This window comes from Streptacidiphilus rugosus AM-16, assembly GCF_000744655.1.
GTDB classification, from domain to species: domain Bacteria; phylum Actinomycetota; class Actinomycetes; order Streptomycetales; family Streptomycetaceae; genus Streptacidiphilus; species Streptacidiphilus rugosus.
Genome location: NZ_JQMJ01000004.1, coordinates 5,498,143 through 5,515,292 on the forward strand (window position 1 = coordinate 5,498,143; position 17,150 = coordinate 5,515,292).

13 protein-coding genes are annotated in these 17,150 nt (G+C 73.5%); 5 read left to right on the top strand and 8 right to left on the bottom strand.

The genetic code is table 11. From position 1 onward, the window contains the following. Positions 1-8: 8 nt before the first annotated feature. The 7 genes from BS83_RS34160 to BS83_RS34190 form a co-directional block, all read right to left on the bottom strand. Entirely contained in the window at positions 9-863 is an 855-nt protein-coding gene (locus BS83_RS34160; protein WP_232248584.1) for a polysaccharide deacetylase family protein, read from the bottom strand. Then, positions 853-2,628, bottom strand: a complete 1,776-nt coding sequence (gene murJ / locus BS83_RS34165) for a murein biosynthesis integral membrane protein MurJ (RefSeq protein ID WP_051944525.1) — start codon at positions 2,626-2,628, stop codon at positions 853-855. Before murJ ends, BS83_RS34160 begins: the two co-directional genes overlap by 11 nt. After that, on the bottom strand, positions 2,625-4,103 hold the full coding sequence (locus tag BS83_RS34170; RefSeq protein ID WP_063774283.1) for an O-antigen ligase family protein: 1,479 nt from the start codon (positions 4,101-4,103) through the stop codon (positions 2,625-2,627). Before BS83_RS34170 ends, murJ begins: the two co-directional genes overlap by 4 nt. A gap of 4 nt (positions 4,104-4,107) precedes the next feature. Further along, positions 4,108-5,607 (bottom strand): sugar transferase, encoded by a 1,500-nt coding sequence (locus BS83_RS34175; RefSeq protein ID WP_037607252.1) that lies wholly within the window; start codon positions 5,605-5,607, stop codon positions 4,108-4,110. A 154-nt stretch (positions 5,608-5,761) separates the two neighbouring features. Then, positions 5,762-7,006, bottom strand: coding sequence for a glycosyltransferase (locus BS83_RS34180; RefSeq protein ID WP_408641057.1), 1,245 nt, complete (start codon positions 7,004-7,006; stop codon positions 5,762-5,764). Positions 7,007-7,267: 261 nt separating this feature from the next. After that, a complete protein-coding gene (locus tag BS83_RS34185; RefSeq protein WP_084714555.1) occupies positions 7,268-9,688 on the bottom strand; it encodes an MFS transporter in 2,421 nt (806 codons plus the stop codon). A 149-nt stretch (positions 9,689-9,837) separates the two neighbouring features. Further along, entirely contained in the window at positions 9,838-10,278 is a 441-nt protein-coding gene (locus tag BS83_RS34190; RefSeq protein ID WP_037607254.1) for an SRPBCC family protein, read from the bottom strand. Positions 10,279-10,395: 117 nt separating this feature from the next. Between BS83_RS34190 and BS83_RS34195 the strand changes: the two genes are divergently transcribed. Then, positions 10,396-11,412, top strand: coding sequence for an acetamidase/formamidase family protein (locus BS83_RS34195; protein WP_037607255.1), 1,017 nt, complete (start codon positions 10,396-10,398; stop codon positions 11,410-11,412). Then, positions 11,409-12,608, top strand: coding sequence for a VOC family protein (locus BS83_RS49035; protein ID WP_157597437.1), 1,200 nt, complete (start codon positions 11,409-11,411; stop codon positions 12,606-12,608). Before BS83_RS34195 ends, BS83_RS49035 begins: the two co-directional genes overlap by 4 nt. Before the next feature lie 3 nt (positions 12,609-12,611). Here BS83_RS49035 and BS83_RS34205 read toward each other — a convergent pair whose 3' ends face one another. Beyond that, positions 12,612-13,493, bottom strand: coding sequence for a LysR family transcriptional regulator (locus BS83_RS34205; RefSeq protein WP_037607256.1), 882 nt, complete (start codon positions 13,491-13,493; stop codon positions 12,612-12,614). Positions 13,494-13,569: 76 nt separating this feature from the next. Between BS83_RS34205 and BS83_RS34210 the strand changes: the two genes are divergently transcribed. The 3 genes from BS83_RS34210 (at position 13,570) to BS83_RS34220 (ending at position 17,136) form a co-directional block, all read left to right on the top strand. Then, the gene (locus BS83_RS34210; RefSeq protein WP_037610478.1) at positions 13,570-14,313 is read left to right on the top strand and encodes a CTP synthase C-terminal region-related (seleno)protein; all 744 of its coding nucleotides are present in this window, start codon (positions 13,570-13,572) and stop codon (positions 14,311-14,313) included. A 193-nt stretch (positions 14,314-14,506) separates the two neighbouring features. Next, positions 14,507-16,303 carry a 3-hydroxyacyl-CoA dehydrogenase family protein gene (locus BS83_RS34215; RefSeq protein WP_037607257.1) on the top strand — a complete coding sequence of 599 codons (1,797 nt, stop codon included), beginning with the start codon at positions 14,507-14,509 and terminating at the stop codon, positions 16,301-16,303. 20 nt (positions 16,304-16,323) lie between these two features. After that, positions 16,324-17,136 carry a TetR family transcriptional regulator gene (locus tag BS83_RS34220; protein WP_051944527.1) on the top strand — a complete coding sequence of 271 codons (813 nt, stop codon included), beginning with the start codon at positions 16,324-16,326 and terminating at the stop codon, positions 17,134-17,136. Positions 17,137-17,150: the final 14 nt, after the last annotated feature.

The following is a 17,150-nucleotide window of genomic DNA, read 5'->3' on the forward strand; positions in this document are numbered from 1 at the left end:
GGGCGGGTTCACGATCTCCACCCCCGCAGCGTGTGCCGGAGGCGCTTGGCCCGCAGGCGCAGTCCACCGTCGCGCTCGCCGACGTAGCAGCGCGGCAGCGCCCAGCGGCTGGGCGTGGCCGGGTGGGCGATGCCCACGCCGTAGTCGTATCCGGACCCGCCGACGGCCGCCTCGGCCGCGGCGTCCAGGGCCCCGTAGGGGTAGCAGAAGCCGGTCACCGGCGCGTCGACCACCGCTTCCAGCAGTTCCTTGCTGCGCCTGGTCTCCAGGGCCAGATCCTCCTCGGACAGGCCGACCATCCGCCGGTGGCTGAGCGAGTGCGAGCCGATCTCGACCCCGGCGGAGGCCAGTTGGCGCACCTGGGCGATGGTCAGCAGCGGCTTGCGCGGTCCGTCGGCGTCCCAGGCGTTGTGGCCGCCCATCCGGCCGGCCACGATGTAGGCGGTCGCGTTGAAGCCGTGGCGCAGCAGCACCGGCAGCACCTCCCGGGGGAAGTCCGCATAGCCGTCGTCGAAGGTCAGCCCGACCAGTCCGGCGGCGCTGCCGCGCTCGTGGGCGAGCAGCAGTTCGCGCATGGAGACCCCGCGCCTGCCGGTCCGGCGCAGCCACTCCATCTGCCGGGCGAAGCGCTGGGGGCTCACCGTCACCAGGTACGGGTCGTCCGGTTCGACGTCGACCGAGTGGTACATCAGCGTCCACGGCGCCCTGCCGGTGAACGTCCCGTCCGGACGGGCCGCGTGGGCCACGTCGGGCGGCCCGGCCTGGGCCGCCGTGTCCGCTGCTCCGTCCGGCGTCGCCTGCTGCGTGAGTCTGACCAACTCGCCCGGCGCACTGCGCTCACCCTGGAGCGGTTCAGCAGCCATCGGCTTCTCCCGTCGCCTGTTCGTTCGTTGCGCCGCGCTGACTGATGACGGCCGACCGGGCGGCCAGGCGGCCGTGCAGTCCGGCGAGCACGTCGCTCACTCCTGGCGCGCGCAGCGCTCCGGCCAGGGCGAGGAAGGAGAGGAGTCCGGCGGCCGTGCCCGCGAGCAGCGACGGCAACGGCCCGATCGCGTCGATCCCGGGGATGCCCGCCGCCAGCCAGGCCGGGACGGCCGCGCCGGTCGCGGCGAGCAGCAGCTGGGCCTGACCGCCGAGGACCGCACGGACCCGGACCGGGATGCCGCGGGTGCGGAGTGCGAGCAGCAGCAGCATCGCGGTCACGCTGATGCCGACCGCGTTCCCCGCCGCCAGGCCCAGGGCGCCGACGAAGGGCGTGCTGCCCGCCGCGACGACCACGGTCACCAGCAGTCCCAGCCCCATGGCGCCGATCGGGTACCAGTCGGTCCGGTCCAGCGGCCTGGCCGCGCCGTCCCGGCCGAAGCCGACCGCGGGCCGGGCGGCGAGGAAGGGCCTGATCAGGGCGCCGACCAGCCCCTGGGCCAGCAGGCCGAGGCAGTAGACGCGCATCAACTGGGCCGTGGCCGCGGTGTCGGCGCCGGTGAACTCGCCGCGCTGGAAAAGGACCGCCACCAGCTGCGGGGCGCAGGCGAACAGCACGACCGTCCCGGCCAGCACCACCGCGCCCACGAAGCCGAGATCCTTCTCGACGCGCAGGCGCGCGCCCCTGGTGTCGCCCTCGGCGAGCGCCCTGGCGATCAGCGGGAAGGTCACCGTGCAGACCAGGATCCCGATGATCATCACGTTCTGGGCGACCTTCTCGGCGTAGTTGAGGTGCGAGATGGTGCCCGGCGGAAGGCTGGAGCCGATGAAGCGCTCGACGAAGACCTGCGCCTGCCGGGTCAGCGTGAACAGCACGACCGGCAGCAGCGCCACCGGACTGAGCACCGGAGCTCCGGCCCGGCCGCGCTGGCGCCCGGCCTGACGCACGGTCGGTCGAGTGTCCTTCAGCCCGGTGACGTGGCGGGCGAACGGCGGCAGCAGCACCGCGGTCATCAGCAGGCTGCCCAACGCCACTCCCCCGGCCGCCGCCCGCACGCCCAGGCTGCCGTGCAGCAGCAGCATCACGCCGAGGATCCCGGAGTTGTAGGCGATGTAGACGGCCCCCGGCCCGGTGAAACGGTGGTGCGCGCGCAGACCGGCGCTGAAGTAGCCGGTGAGGCCGAAGGGCAGCACGGTGACGGCGGTCAGCCGGGTGCAGACGACGGCGAGCTGAGGGTCGGCGAGTCCTGGCGCCAGCAGACGCACCAGCAGCGGTGCACCCAGCGCGGTCAGCGCCGCCAGCAGGGCCAGCCCGAGCGCGAGCGGCGGCAGCGTGGCCGCGACCAGCGCCCGGACCGGGTCGTCCGGCCCCTCCGGCTCCCGGTCCGCACGTCCGCGGGCCGCGAGAGCCGCGCTGAAGGCGGGGACGGTCAGGAAGGCCATCCCGTCCTCGATCAGCAGCGGGGCTGCGGTCTCGGGGACGGTCCAGGAGACCAGGAAGGCGTCGGTCGCCGAGCCCGCGCCGTAGAAGCGGGCCAGCAGCAGGTCGCGCACCAGCCCGAGGACCGAACCGCCCGCGCTGAACAGCGCGGTGACCCCGAAGGCCTTGGCGACGAAGCCATGGGCGGGCGCGGCCGATGCGGCGGCTCCGGAAGAGACGGCGGGCGCCTCCCTCCGGGGTGGGACGTTCTCGGTGGCCAGAGTCACAGCGCGGAGGCCTCCCGCCGGGACGACTCCGTACGCGGGGCCGGGATCGTCAGCAGCCCGGTGCGCGCGAGCGCGCTGGCGCACAGGCCGAGCACCACGGAGATCAGCACCGTCGTCGTGCCGCCGATGTCGGCGTAGAGGAAGTCCACCGTCTGCCAGACCAGCAGCCCGACCACGACCGGTGTCCGCCACGCGCCGAGGGCGGTACCGAGCAGCAGCGTGGCGAAGGCGGTGAGGCCGAGCAGGCCCTGCTCGCTCAGCACCAACATGTACATGTTGTGCGGCGAGAGCAGCGGTTCGCGCGAGAAGCCCGCGCCCGCACCGGCCGTGTCGCTGCCGGAGGAGAGCCGCAGCGGCGCGTGGGCGTCGCGGTAGACGGGGAACTCCTTGGGTCCGACCCCCGTGAGCGGATGCTCGCGCCAGATCCTTCCGGCGGTGGTCCACAGGTCGTAGCGGTCGGTGACGGAGTGGTCCGCCGCGCCGGTGACCGAGCCGATGCTGGTCAGCCGGGCGGTCACCGATCCCTCGCCGCCCGAGCCCGCTCCCGCGCCGACCGTCCCGGCCGCCGTCAGCCCGCCCAGCGCCACCACGCCGACGGCGGCGAGCACCACCCCGACCCGCAGCAGCAGCCGCACGTCGGTCAGCAGCAGCACGACGGTGGCGGCGACGGCGGTGGCGATCCAGCTGCCCCGGCTGAACGAGAGCGCCAGCGGCGCGGCCAGGGCCGCGGTCGCCAGCGCCCACCCGCGCATCGCCCCGGTCCGCCGCTCCCTGCGCGCCTCCAGGGCCAGGCCCAGCGAGGCCAGCAGGCCGAAGCTGACGACGACGGACATCGCCATCACGTCCTGGGCCCCGAAGGTGCCGACCGCCCGCTGCGAGCCGCCCGCGAAGGAGGCGCCGGTGCCGGTGACGTACTGGTAGACGCCGACCGTGCCCTCCAGCAGCGCGGCCGCCGCGAACGCCGCCAGCAGCATCCGCAGGTCGCGCCGGTCGCGCACGGCGTACAGCACGGCCGAGGGCACGATGACGAAGATCTGCACGAATCGGACGAAGCCGGAGAGGCTCTGCTGCGGGTCCATCGAGGCCGCGGTCGCCACGCCGACGGCGACCAGCACCCCGGCGAAGAGCAGGGCGGTGGTGGGCGAGAGGGCCGCGCCGGTCCTGGGCGTGCGGGTGCGCCGCCAGAGCGCGAGCGGCAGGGTGACCGCCACCAGCACGAGCGAGCCGACGTCCGCCGGAGTGACGTGCACCGCGGCGGTCACGTCCTGGTCGCCCAGCGGCACGCAGACCAGCAGCACCGTCAGCGCGGCCAGATGCGCCGGCCGCGCGAAGGCCCGAAGGGCCGTCAGGAGCCGGCCCAGGGGGCCGGCTGCGGCCGTCCCGACCCACCCGGCGCGTCCCTCCGGCCTCTCGCCAGGCTCGTCCTGCTCGGGCCCGCCCTGTCCGGGCCTGCCCTGTCCCAGTCGTGGGGACACCCCGTCAACTCCCGTCGGTCCGCAGCACCGCGAGCACCGTGCGGAGCAGGATCTTGACGTCCTGCCACAGGCTCCAGCTGTCGATGTAGTAGTTGTCGAACCGCGTCCTGTCCTCGATGGACGTGTCCCCGCGCAACCCGTTGACCTGGGCGAAGCCCGTCAGTCCGACCGGCACGCGGTGACGCTCGCGGTAGCGCGGGTAGGCCTGCGCGAAACGCATCACGAAGTACGGACGCTCGGGGCGCGGACCCACCAGGCTCATCTCGCCGCGGAGCACGTTCCACAGCTGCGGCAGCTCGTCCAGCGAGGTGCGACGCAGGAAGCGCCCGACCGGCCCGAGCCGGTCGTCGTGGGCGATGTTCCAGCGGGTCGCCGCCTCGTGCTCGTCGACCGGGCGCAGGGTGCGGAACTTCAGCACCGTGAACGTCAGCCCGTCCAGGCCGACCCGCTCCTGACGGAAGATCACCCCAGGCCCGCCCTCCAGCCGCACCGCGACGGCGCAGAGCAGCAGCACCGGCGAGAGCAGCAGCAGGCCGGCGCCGGCGAAGCAGGCGTCGCCCGCACGCTTCACCGCCCAGCTGGGCCGGTTCATCGGGTTGCTGCCGAGTCGCAGACAGGGGAAGCCCCAGAGGTGGTCGCCGACGGCGGTGCGCCGGCCGTTGTGCTCGAACGCCCCGTAGTCGGGGAAGCCCGGCACGAACCAGACGTCGCAGCCGAAGTCGGTGCTGGTGCGCAGCATCTGCGCGGTCCGCTCGTCGTCCACCCCGCCGCTGGTCAGGATGACGTCCCTGATCCCGCGCCGGGGCAGCTCGCGGACCAGGACGCCGGGCCCCCCGAGCACCGGCACGGAGAAGTCCGCGGGCAGGAAGATCGGGTCGGGGTCGATGAAGCCGACCGGCCGCAGTCCGTACTCGGGGTGCTCCAGCAGCGCGGCGGCGATGCGCTGTCCCACGTGGCCGGCCCCGGCGATCAGGGTGGGACGGGGCGCGCGGCGGCGGTTGGCGCGCACGGCGGAGTAGACGAGGGCGCGGCCGATCCCGTCCAGGGTGAGGTGGCAGGCGAGCAGGGCGACCAGGACCCTGATGTCGGCCGGGATCGAGGTCGGCAGCGCGAAGGGCAGCAGAAAGGTCTGCAGGCAGCGTTCCAGGGTGAGCGCGAAGGAGATCGCGATGGTCGCCCGGCCCGCCAGCCCCGGCAGTTCGTCCAGGACGGAGGGGGCCAGCCGCAGCCGGTACTGCCCTCCCGAGGAGTACATCAGCACCATGACGGGCAGCAGGCCGCAGGCCGCCCGCAGCGCGACGGCCGGGCCGCCGGGAAGCACCACGGCGAGTGCGCCGAGCGCGGCCACCACGTCGACACCGAGCAGGGAGGCGGGGATTCCGGTGCCGCCGCGGACGGCGGGGGTGTTCGCGGCGGAGGACAGGCCGGAGGCGTGCGCCCGGGCGGGGGCGAGGCCGACCGCCCGCACGCCCGTGGGCAGTTCCTCGTTGTCGATGGTGGTCATCCGCGCACGTACTCCCCAGATGGAGGTAGCACCTGCCGCCGCGGTCGGCACCGATGCCGTCTCACGGGGAAAGGAATGAAGCAGGCAAATAGGACATTACAGAATTTCTGCTGGGATTTTCACTGGATCGGGCGGTGTCACACTCCGGTGACCATTAGTCAGACTTTCCGGCCCGATGATCATTTGTTGCGACCGGAGCGGCGGGCGCGGGAATCCGCCGCGACTGGATCACCGCGTCGTAGGTCTGTGCCATCAACATCCGTGTGGCGCGCAGGTCGTGACGCTCCATGGTGCGCACGCGGGAACGACGTCCGAGCTCCGCGCAGAGCTCCTGGTCGGCGAGAAGACGCATCAGCGAGGTCGCGAGCGTCCGGGTGTCGCCGACCGGAACCGGGAATTGCTGATCGCCCAGGCACTCCCGCGCCCCGGCGACATCGGTCAGCACCACCGGCCGCCCGCAGGCCATCGCCTCCAGCGGCGACAGCGCCATGCCCTCCCACCGGGAGGGCAGCACCATCAGGTCGCCCGCCGCGTACCAGGGACGCGGGTCGTCCACCCGCCCGGCGAAGACCACGCTCTCCGGCACCGGCAGCGCCGCCGCCTGCTCCTCCAGCGCGCCCCGGTCGGGCCCGTCGCCGACCAGCGCGAGCCGCGCGTGCGGCAGTTCGGCCAGCACCTCGCCCCAGGCCCGCAGCAGCAGATCCTGCCCCTTCTGCCGGCACAGCCGTCCGACGCAGACCGCCAGCGGGGCGTGCTGGGACAGGCCCAGCGAGGCGCGTGCCTTCGGTCGCGGCAGCAGCCGCGCCGGGTCGAAGCGGTCCAGGTCGACGCCGTTCGGCACCAGCGCCCAGCGCCCGCCGAGGCCCGCGGCCTGCCCGCGGGCGCGCTCCGCCGCGCTGACGCAGACCAGCCGGTCGCTCCAGCGGGTCGCCCAGCGCTCCCACCGCTCGATCATCCGTGCGGACGGCCCGCCGACCGCCTCGAACGACCACGCGTGCGGCTGGAACACGGTCGCGATCCGCCCGCGGATCGCGAGTCGGCCCGCGAGGCCCGCCTTGGAGCTGTGCAGGTGCACCAGGTCCGGCCGGGTCTCGGCGAGGATCCGCCGCAGCTCCGTCACCTCGTGCGGCAGCCCGGGCCCCGGCGCGCGGTCCGCGCCCCACGGCGCGATCCTGGCTCCGCCGGCGCCGGCGTCCCGCGACAACCGCCCGCCCTCCGGACACGGACACGCGACCACCACCTCGTGCCCGTCCCCGACCTGACCCCGCGCCAGGTCGGCCACGACCTGGGCGACGCCGCCGTCTACAGGCTGCGATACGTGAAGAATGGTCAAGGATTCACAACTGGGCACGTCGCGCAACCTATGTCGGTGGGCGGGGCGCACGAGACTCGCGCTCACCCGCGCGGTGGATTCTTCTACCTGCTTGGGTGAGCCTGCGTCACCCCGACCCTCCCCCGACCGTTGGACCAACCGGGATCGCACAGTTGCGGTCCTCGCCTCCCGACGACGCGCCAGTGGCACCACCCCAGGGGCGCGAGGAACTGCGCGAGGAACCACCGGCGTGCGGATGGCCCTGCTCGTTCGGCGCGCCATCTGCGTGGGTGGCTTGTCGCGCAGTTCCTCGCGCCCCTGATGGTGCAACTGCACGAGCGCGCCACCTCAGTCGTCCAGCCGATGCGACAGGTGGAGGTCCCGCTCCGTGTGGCCGTCCTCCAGGCGGAGGGCCGTCGCCACCGGCGGGTAGCCCGCGGCGATGACGGTGTACTCGCCCGGCTCCAGGTCGGTGAAGCGGAACGCGCCGTCCTCCCCCGTCGTCGCGGCGGCGACCACCGCGCCGGCCGCGTCGAGGAGGGTGACCCTGGCCTCCGCCACCGGACGGCCCAGCGTGGTCCTGACCGTGCCGCGCAGCGTCCCGCTGCCGGCGAGGGTGACGTCCTGGCGGTTCTCGCCGCTCGGCGCGACGTCCACGGCGAGCGCCGTCGGCCGGTAGGCCCGCGCGCTGACCGTCAGCGTGTAGACGCCGGAGACCAGGTCGCGGAACGCGTACGCGCCGTCCACGTCCGCCTGCGCCGCGGCGACGACCTCGCCGTGGAGGTCCGTCAGCGTCACCGACGCGCCCGACACGGGCGCGCCCTCCGCGCTGCGGATCGCACCGGCCAGCCGGCCCGTGCCGCCGAGCACGACGTCCAGTTCGACCGGGCGGCCGCCCACCGTCACCGTGACCGCCTGCGGCTGGTGACCGGGGGCCGCCGCGATCAGGACGTAGTTGCCGCTGCGGGGCGCGGCCAGCGCCCAACGGCCGTCCCCGCCGCTGCCGGTCCGTGCGATCTGCCGGCCCTCCAGGTCCACCAGGGTCAGCACCGCGCGCGGCACGCCCGCACGGTCCGCCTGGAGCACCGCCCCCGTCACCGGCGTCCCGTTCGAGCCGTTCGGACCGTTCGAACCCTGCGCCACCTGGTGCAACGGCTGTTGCGGGATGGGCGACTCGGTGAAGTCCTCCGGTCCGTGATGGCCGACCAACGGTTTCTCCTTCAGCACGAAACCCAACAGGAAGCCCAGCGCCAGCACCGGCGCCAGACAAAGGAAGACCCGCGGCATCGCCGTCGCGAACGCGTCCACGTACCCGGCGCGCAGCGGCGCGGGCAGGGCGCGGACGAGGGCCGGGGTGATCGAGTCGTTGCGCGGCAGGCCGCGCTGCGCGAGCTGGTGCGCGAAGCGTGAGGCGAAGAGCGTGCCGAAGACCGCCGCGCCGATCGAACCGCCGATCTGCCGCAGGTAGTTGTTGGCCGAGGTGGCCGCGCCGATGTCGCCGGGGGCGACGGAGTTCTGCACGGCCAGGACCAGCACCGGCAGCACCAGGCCGACTCCGAGGCCCAGGACCGCCATCGCCGCGCTCTGCTCCAGGTAGGAACTGCCGGCGTCCAGGCGGCCCAGCAGCGCCATGCCGACCGTCGCCAGGGCGCCGCCGACGATCGGGTAGGGCTTGTAACGGCCGGTGCGGCTGATCAGTTGGCCGGTGCCGATGGAGGCCAGCACGATGCCGGCCATCATCGGCAGCATCTTCAGCCCCGAGTCGGTGGCGCTGGCCCCGTCGACCATCTGCAGGAAGCTGGGCAGATAGCTGGCCGCGCCGAACAGCGCGACGCCGACGACCACGCCGATCAGGCCGGCCACGGTGAAGACGCCGTCACGGAAGAGCCGCAGCGGGACGACGGGCGCGACGCCACGACGCTCGACCAGGAGCTCGACCGGCGCGAAGAGCGCCAGCGCCAGCACCGCGCCGCCGATCAGCCCGAGGATCACCGGCGAGCCCCAGGCGTACCGGCTGCCGCCCCAACTGGTCGCCAGCACCAGGCAGGTCCCGACGACGGCGAGCAGCAGCGCGCCGAGCCAGTCCAGCCTGGCCCGCTCCCGGTTCGCCCGGTCGGGCCGGGGCAGGACCAGGGTGACCACCAGCAGCGCCAGCGCGCCCACCGGCAGGTTGACCCAGAAGCACCAGCGCCACCCGGGTCCGTCGGTGAACCAGCCGCCCAGCAGCGGGCCGGCGACGGAGGAGAGTCCGAAGACGGCCCCGATCAGGCCCATGTACCGGCCGCGCTCACGCGGCGACACGACGTCGGCGATGATCGCCTGCACGCCGATCATCAGCCCGCCGCCGCCGATGCCCTGGATCGCCCGGTAGGCGATCAGCTCGACCATGCTGTGGGCGAAGCCCGCCAGCGCGGAGCCGATCAGGAAGACCACGATGGCGAACTGGAAGACGGGCTTGCGCCCGAGCAGGTCGCCGAGCCTGCCGTAGAGGGGGAGGCCGACGGTGGAGGCCAGCAGGTAGGCGGTGACCACCCAAGACATCCGGCTGAGGCCGTGCAGTTCGCCGACGATGCGCGGCAGGGCGGTGGCCACGATCGTCTGGTCGAGCGCGGCCAGCAGGAGGGCCAGCATCAAACCGGCGAAGACCAGCCGGATCCGCACCGAGGCGGCTCCCCCTGTCCCGGTGGCCCTCGCCCCCACCGCCGTTGCGGCGGTGGGGAGTTCCGGTGCGTCGACCGCTTCGGGCGGGGCCGTGTCCATCACTGGCATGGCCGGGATCCTTGCAGGCTGCACCCATCGGCGCGGACCGGTCCGATCATCGCAACGGCCGCGCCGATCGGGCTTCACCTGCGGAGATGTGACGCCATGTCGACATTGTCGGGCGTCAATCCCCCGCCAGAATCACCCGGAGGGGCGAGTCAGACCGCGGTGGCGGCCAGCTTGTCGAGCACCGCGTCGTGGATCCGGTTCAGGCCCTTGGGGGCGAAAGTGCGCTCGAAGAACCCGCCGATGCCGCCCGCGCCCTGCCAGGTGGTCTCGATCACGACCTTGGACCTGCCCTCCCCCGCCGGAGTGACCGTCCAGGTGATCACCATCGAGGAGTTGGCGTCCGTCTCGACCAGGCGCCCGGGGGTCGGCTCGGTCACGGTGAACAGGCAGTCGCGCACCCGCTTCTCGGTGGCCTGCAGCTTCCAGTGCACGACGGTGCCCGCGCCACGGCCGCCCTGACGCACCTCGTACTCGCTGTACTGGGCCGGCAGCAGGGTGGGGCGGACCTTCTCGTAGTCGGCGACGGCGTCGAAGACCTGCTCGGGCGAGGCGTCCAGGACTCGCTCGGTGACGGCGTAGACCTGACCCATGACGTGCTCCTTGGCTGATTGGACGGTGCGGATGACGACCGCGGACGTTCCCCCGGGGTCCAGCCAACCACATGCGGCCTCTGGCGGGCCGCGCGAGCCCGGTGCCATGGTGTGGTCATGACCGAACCACGTGTACTGACCGTCCGCCCCAAGCCCGACGAGTACGCGTGGACCTTCGGCGGAGCCCCGCCGGTGGCCCGCGTGGCGCCGGGGACGGTGCTGGACCTGACCACGGAGGACTGCTTCGCCGGCCGGGTCACCTCCGAGCGGACCCTGGTGTCCGAGGTCTGCGAGTTCCCCTTCCTCAATCCGCAGACCGGCCCGTTCTGGATCGAGGGGGCGGAGCCGGGGGACACGGTGGCGGTCCACTTCGTCTCGGTGGAGCCGAGCCGCGACTGGGCCGCGTCGACGACGGTTCCCCTGTTCGGCGCACTGACCTCCACACACGCCACCGCGTCGCTGCAGGAGCCGCTGCCTGAGCGGGTCTGGATCTGGGAACTCGACCGCGCCGCACGCCTGTGCCGCTTCACCGCCAGGGACAGCGAGCTCGTGCTCGACCTGCCGATGGCCCCGATGCACGGGACGGTCGGCGTGGCCCCCGCCAACCTGGAGGTCCGCTCCGCCCTGGTCCCCGACGCCCACGGCGGCAACCTGGACACCCCGGAGATGCGCGCGGGGGTGACCTGCTACCTGGGCGTCAACGTCGAGGGCGCGCTGCTGAGCCTCGGTGACGGGCACGCCCGCCAGGGCGAGGGCGAGACCTGCGGGGTGGCGGTGGAGTGCGCGATGCACACGGTGGTGGTCGTCGAACTGCTCAAGGGCCTGGCCACCCCCTGGCCGAGGATCGAGTCCGACACCCACCTGATCTCGACCGGCTCCGCCCGCCCGCTCGAGGACGCCTTCCGGATCGCCCAACTCGACCTGGTGCAGTGGCTGGTGCGCGACTACGGCTTCTCCGCCATGGACGCCTACCAGTACCTCTCGCAGGCCGTGGAGTCCCCGCTGGCCAATGTCTGCGACACCAACTACACCTCGGTGGCGAAGGTGCGGAAGGAGTGGCTCCCCGGGGGCCGGACCACGTACCGCGGTCTGCACGACCGGCTGCGGGGAACAGCGGCATCATGGCTCGCATGACCGAACCACTGATCCCTCTCAGCCAGGACGAGGTCCTGGACGTCGTCGACGACCAGGACCGTGTCGTCGGTCGGGCCAGGCGCGCCGAGGTGATGGCCGAGGGGCTGCTCCACCGGTGCGTCTTCGTCCTGGCCACCGACCCGGACGGCCGGATCTTCGTGCACCGCCGCACCCCGGAGAAGATCGTCTTCCCGTCCCTGTACGACGTCTTCGTCGGCGGCGTCGTCGGCACGGGCGAGTCCTACGACGAGGCCGCGAAGCGGGAGGCGGAGGAAGAGCTGGGGGTGACCGGGATCGAGCCCGAGCACCTGTTCACCTTCCGCTACGAGAGCGCCGAGCACCGCTGGTTCTCCGCCGTGTACCGGGCCCGCACCCCGGTCGAGGTGAACCCGCAGGCGGAGGAGGTCTCCTGGCACGCGTTTCTGACGGAGCAGCAGCTGACGGAAGCGCTGCCCGACTGGGAGGTGGTGCCCGACGGCCTGGAGGCGTGGCGCAGGCTCGCCGCCTGGCGGAACGCCATGGCCGAGCCGCTCGGCCGCCCTGCCGCGTCTGCGGCCGTCGCCGACCTGGGCTGGCGCTATCTGCTGGGCACGCTGCGCACGGCCGTCCCGGTCTCCTCGCTGGCCCGGGCGGCCGAGGTCGCCGCCCGCGCCGTCGCCGTCTGCGGCCAGGACGCCGACCGGAACCTGCGGGTGGACCTGCGGCCCGACCAGGTGGTGCTCACCCTGCAGTCCGCGGACCAGGCCGACGTCACGGTGCGCGACGCCGAGCTGGCGGCGCGGATCAGCTCCGCACTGCGGGAGTCGGGGCTCACGCCCGGCTGGGAGGGCGTGCGGTCGGTGCAGATGCTGGAACTCGCCATCGACGCCCTGGACATCCCCGCGATCCGTCCCTTCTGGAAGGCCGTCCTCGGCTACGCCGACGAACCCGGCCGCACCGACCCGACGGACGCGGTGGTCGACCCGCTCGGGCAGGGGCCGGCGATCTGGTTCCAACAGATGGACGAGCCCCGCCACCAGCGCAACCGGATCCACTTCGACATCTGCGTCCCGCACGACGAGGCCCCGCGCCGGATCGCGGCCGCCCTCGCGGCCGGAGGCCGCCTTCTCGACGAGACCCCGGCCCCCGCGTTCTGGATCCTGGCCGACGCCGAGGGCAACGAGGCCTGCATCACCACCTGGCAGGGCCGCGACTGACGTTCAGTGGGATCCGAGCGCGTCGACGAAGGTCCTCGCCGCGCCGGTGAGGGTCCCGGCCCACAGCGCCTCGGTGCGGTGCAGCAGACCGGGGTCGGCGAGCGGGACCGCGGCGACGTCCGGCGGCAGCGGCGTGCCCGCGGGGACGGCGGCGAGGCCGAGGCCGGCGGCCACGCAGGCCGTCACGGACCGGAGGTCGGGACCGGTGAGGGTCAACGTCGCGGGGAAGGCCTCGGATCCGGTCGCGGCCCGGAGCTCGGCCAGGGGGACGGCCGCCTCCGGGGCGTCGAGCCAGCGGGCGTCGCTCAGCGCGGCGAGCGGGACGCGGTCCCGGCGTGCCAGCGGATGGCCGGCGGGCAGCAGGACGCCGAGTCCGCGTTCGGCGATACGGGTGGCCGAGACCGGCGCGGAGGCCGGCAGCGCGAGCGGGTCGCTGGGCGCGGCCAGGCCGTCGACCACGGCGACGTCTGCCTCTCCCGAAGCCACGGCCGCGACCGCCGCGGCTCGGCCGAGGACGGCGACGGCGATGTCGGCGCGCGGCAGTTCACGGCGGGTCAGGGCCAGGGCCCGCGCCGTGCCTTCCGGGACCGCAAGGGCCGTCACCGCCAGTCGGAGGCGGCCGCGCGCGGACCGGCCCAGCCTGGCGACGTCGGCACGGGCCGCGTCCAGGCGGAGCAGGATGCCGGGGGCGTGCTCCAGGAGTCGCGCGCCCGCCTCGGTAGGGACGACCGGGCGGCGCAGCAGCAGCGGGGTGCGCAGGTCCTGCTCCAGCGCGGCGATCTGCTGGGAGATCGCGGACTGGGTGTAGCCCAGCTCCCTCGCCGCCGCCGAGAAGGAGGCGAGCCCGGCGACGGCCACGAAGGTGCGCAGGTGCTGGGGATCCATCCCATCAGTATCTCTGATGGAGACTGCACTCATCATCGTTGGACGTGAACGAGGGCCCGGGACCAGCATGGAGGACATGACGACGCACCCCGCTCTCCCCGCGCCCCGGATCGCCCTGGTCGGCGACCGCTCCCCGCAGGTCCGCTCGCACCGCCGCATCCCGCGGCTCGCCGCGGCACTGCTGGAGCGCGACTCGCTCCCGCTCGACCTGTACTGGATCGGTACCGACGAGATCGACTCGCCGGAGGACCTGCACGGCTTCGACGGAATCTGGCTGCTGCCCGGCAGCCCCTACCGCTCCGAGGCGGGCGCGTTGCACGCGGTGCGTGCCGCGCGCGAGCACGGCACCCCGTTCCTCGGCACCTGCGGCGGCTTCCAGCACGCGCTGCTGGAGTACGCCCGGGACGTCTGCGGGCTGCCCGAGGCCGCGCACGCCGAGAACGACCCCGAGGCGGAGCGCCCGCTGATCGCACCGCTGGCCTGCTCACTGGTCGGCCACGAGCTGCCGATCGCCGTCGTGCCCGGCACCCTCGCGGAGCGGCTGCTCGGCGCGGAGCGCACCGTCGAGCGCTACCACTGCTCCTACGGCCTGCACCCCGACTTCCCCGCCCTGCTCACGGCCCACGGCCTGGTCTTCAGCGGCCACGACGCCGAGGGCGCGCCGCGCGTCGCCGAGCTGCCGGCCGAGCGGCACCCGTTCTTCCTGGCGTCCCTCTTCCAGCCGGAGCTCGCGGGCGACGGCTCCCGCCCGCACCCCTTCGTCCGCGGCTTCGCCGAGGCGGCCACCCATTGCTACCCGGGGGTAGCGCGGGTACAGTGACGCCACCACCTCTGTCGGCGTTGGGAGCCGCCGCGACGGAGGGTTCGGTTTCTTTTACGCTGAGCCTGCGCCCTCGGCGTCCTCTCTTCCTTTCTCACGGTCCTCAGTCGCGCCGTGTGCTTTCTCCCTCATCCGCCGTCGCGTCGGAGCGGACCGACGACACGGCGGACTCCCCTCGACGAGGACTCACGCCATGACTGAATCCACGCCCCTGTCCGCCGTCCCCTTCGCCACCGTCGCCGTCGTCGGCCTGGGCACCATGGGCGCCGGGATCGCCGAGCTCGCCGCCCGCAGCGGGCGGCAGGTGATCGGCATCGAGGCCACCCCCGCCGAGGCGCACGCCGCCCGGACCAGGATCGAGGAGGCCACCGCGCACTCGGTCGCCCGCGGCCGGCTGACCAAGGCCGAGCGCCAGGAGCTGCTCTCCCGACTGCAGGTCACCCACGAGCTCACCGCCGCCGCAGAGGCGGAACTCGTGATCGAGGAGGTCCCGGAGAACCTGGAGCTCAAGCGCGAGATCTTCGCCGAGCTGGACAAGATCTGCCCGCCGGAGACCGTGCTGGCCACCGGCACCACCGCCCTGTCGGTGACCCGGATCGCCGCCGCGACCACGCGCCCGGAGCGGGTGCTCGGCCTGCACTTCTTCAACCCGGCCCCGGTCATGCAGCTGGTCGAGGTGGTCCGCACCGTGCTGACCGGCCCCCAGGCCGCCGAGGACGCCGCCGCGTTCGCACGGTCGCTCGGCAAGAGTCCGGTCGCCGCCGGGGACCGGGCCGGGTTCATCGTGAACGGGCTGCTGTTCGCCTACCTGAACCAGGCCGCCGCGATGTTCGAGTCGCGCTACGCCAGCCGCGAGGACATCGACGCCGCCATGCGCTTCGGCTGCGGTCTGCCGATGGGCCCCCTCGCCCTGCTGGACCTGATCGGCATCGACACCGCCAAGACCGTGCTGGAGGCCATGTACGCGCAGTCGCACGACCGGCTGCACGCGCCCGCCCCGATCCTCGGCCAGTTCGCCGCGGCCGGCCTGCTGGGCCGCAAGAGCGGGCGCGGCTTCTACAGCTACGCCGCCCCCGGCTCCTCCCAGGTCGTCGCCGAGGAGGGCGCGAGCGCCAAGGTGCGCGTCGCGGGCCGCGAGATCCGCAGCGTCGGCGTCTGCGGCTCGGGCACCATGGCCAACGGCATCGCCGAGGTCTTCGCCAAGGCGGGCTACACGGTCACCCAGGTCGCCCGCAGCCAGGAGAAGGCGGACCGGTCCAAGGCCGCGATCCAGAAGTCCCTGGACCGCATGGTGAGCAAGGGCCGCCTCTCCGCGGAGGACCGCGACGCCACCCTGGCCAGGGTCACCCCGAGCGGCGCCTACGAGGACCTGCACAGCGTCGACCTGGTGCTGGAGGCCGTCGCCGAGGACCTGGCCGTCAAGCGCGAGCTGTTCGCCACGCTGGACAAGATCTGCAAGCCGGGCGCGGTGCTCGCCACGACCACCTCCTCGCTGCCGGTGATCCAGTGCGCGACCGCCACCGGCCGCCCGCAGGACGTGATCGGGATGCACTTCTTCAACCCGGCCCCGGCGATGAAGCTGGTCGAGGTCGTCTCCACGGTGCTGACCGCCGAGGACGTCACCGCGACCGTGCTCGACCTGTGCGCCACGGTGCGCAAGCACCCGGTGGAGTGCGGCGACCGCGCCGGGTTCATCGTGAACGCACTGCTCTTCCCGTACCTGAACGACGCCGTCCGGATGATCGAGGAGCACTACGCCTCGGTCGACGACGTGGACACCGCGATGAAGCTCGGCTGCGGCTACCCGATGGGCCCGTTCGAGCTGCTGGACGTGGTCGGCCTGGACGTCTCGCTGACGATCGAGAAGGTGCTGCACGCCGAGTTCCGCGAGCCCGGCCTGGCGCCCGCGCCGCTGCTCGAGCACCTGGTGACCGCGGGCTGCCTGGGTCGCAAGACCGGCCGCGGCTTCCGCGACCACGCGCGGCGATGAGGCCGGGTAGCCTTCCGGTCATGACCACGGAAGAGCAGCTGCTGGAGCAGGTGGCCGGCGCGGGCGCGTCCGGAGCCGAAGGACCGGCCGGTGGCCCGGCGCGCCGGGCCACCGCCCAGCGACAGCTGATGCGTCAGGAACTGGCCTCCGCGGCGATGGAGCTCTTCGCCGGCCAGGGCTACGAGGAGACCACGGTCGACCAGATCGCGGCCGCCGCGGGCGTGGCCCGGCGCACCTTCTTCCGGTACTTCCGGTCCAAGGAGGAGGCGATCTTCCCGGACCACGACGACACCCTGGTCCGGGTGGCCGACCTGCTGGCCAGCGCGGAGCCCGCCGAGCACCCGCTGGACGTGGTCTGCCGGGGCATCAAGGAGGTGCTGCGGATGTACGCGGCCACCCCCTCGGTCTCGGTGGCCCGCTACCGGCTGATCCGCCAGGTGCCGACGCTGCGCGAGCGCGAGATCGCCGTGGTCGCCCGATACGAGCGGCTGTTCACCCGCTACCTGCTCGGGCGGTTCGACACCGACCAGGGCGACGACGCGATGCTGGCCGAGGTCTCGGCCGCGGCCGTGGTCGCCGCCCACAACCACGTGCTGCGGCGCTGGCTGCGGGCCGGCGGCCGGGGCGAGGTGGAGACCCAGTTGGACCATGCGTTCGAGGCGATCCGCCGCACCTTCTGGGGCGACCTGACCACCAAGCGCTCGGCACTCCCACTGGCACCCAGTGCCAGCAGCTCGGGGGAGATCGTCATCGCCGTCACCCGGACGGACGCGCCCCTCGACGAGGTCATGGCCAGCATCCGCACCGCGCTGACCCGGCCGGACGAGTCGTAATCGCAGGTCAGCAC

What these genes read in the sequence shown, in the direction of transcription:
- BS83_RS34160 (WP_232248584.1), bottom strand. Translation starts at nt 863, where the DNA reads ATGGCTGCTGAACCGCTCCAGGGTGAGCGCAGTGCGCCGGGCGAGTTG.
- BS83_RS34175 (WP_037607252.1), bottom strand. Translation starts at nt 5,607, where the DNA reads ATGACCACCATCGACAACGAGGAACTGCCCACGGGCGTGCGGGCGGTC.
- BS83_RS34185 (WP_084714555.1), bottom strand. Translation starts at nt 9,688, where the DNA reads ATGCCAGTGATGGACACGGCCCCGCCCGAAGCGGTCGACGCACCGGAA.
- BS83_RS34190 (WP_037607254.1), bottom strand. Translation starts at nt 10,278, where the DNA reads ATGGGTCAGGTCTACGCCGTCACCGAGCGAGTCCTGGACGCCTCGCCC.
- BS83_RS34195 (WP_037607255.1), top strand. Translation starts at nt 10,396, where the DNA reads ATGACCGAACCACGTGTACTGACCGTCCGCCCCAAGCCCGACGAGTAC.
- BS83_RS49035 (WP_157597437.1), top strand. Translation starts at nt 11,409, where the DNA reads ATGACCGAACCACTGATCCCTCTCAGCCAGGACGAGGTCCTGGACGTC.
- BS83_RS34205 (WP_037607256.1), bottom strand. Translation starts at nt 13,493, where the DNA reads ATGGATCCCCAGCACCTGCGCACCTTCGTGGCCGTCGCCGGGCTCGCC.
- BS83_RS34210 (WP_037610478.1), top strand. Translation starts at nt 13,570, where the DNA reads ATGACGACGCACCCCGCTCTCCCCGCGCCCCGGATCGCCCTGGTCGGC.
- BS83_RS34215 (WP_037607257.1), top strand. Translation starts at nt 14,507, where the DNA reads ATGACTGAATCCACGCCCCTGTCCGCCGTCCCCTTCGCCACCGTCGCC.
- BS83_RS34220 (WP_051944527.1), top strand. Translation starts at nt 16,324, where the DNA reads ATGACCACGGAAGAGCAGCTGCTGGAGCAGGTGGCCGGCGCGGGCGCG.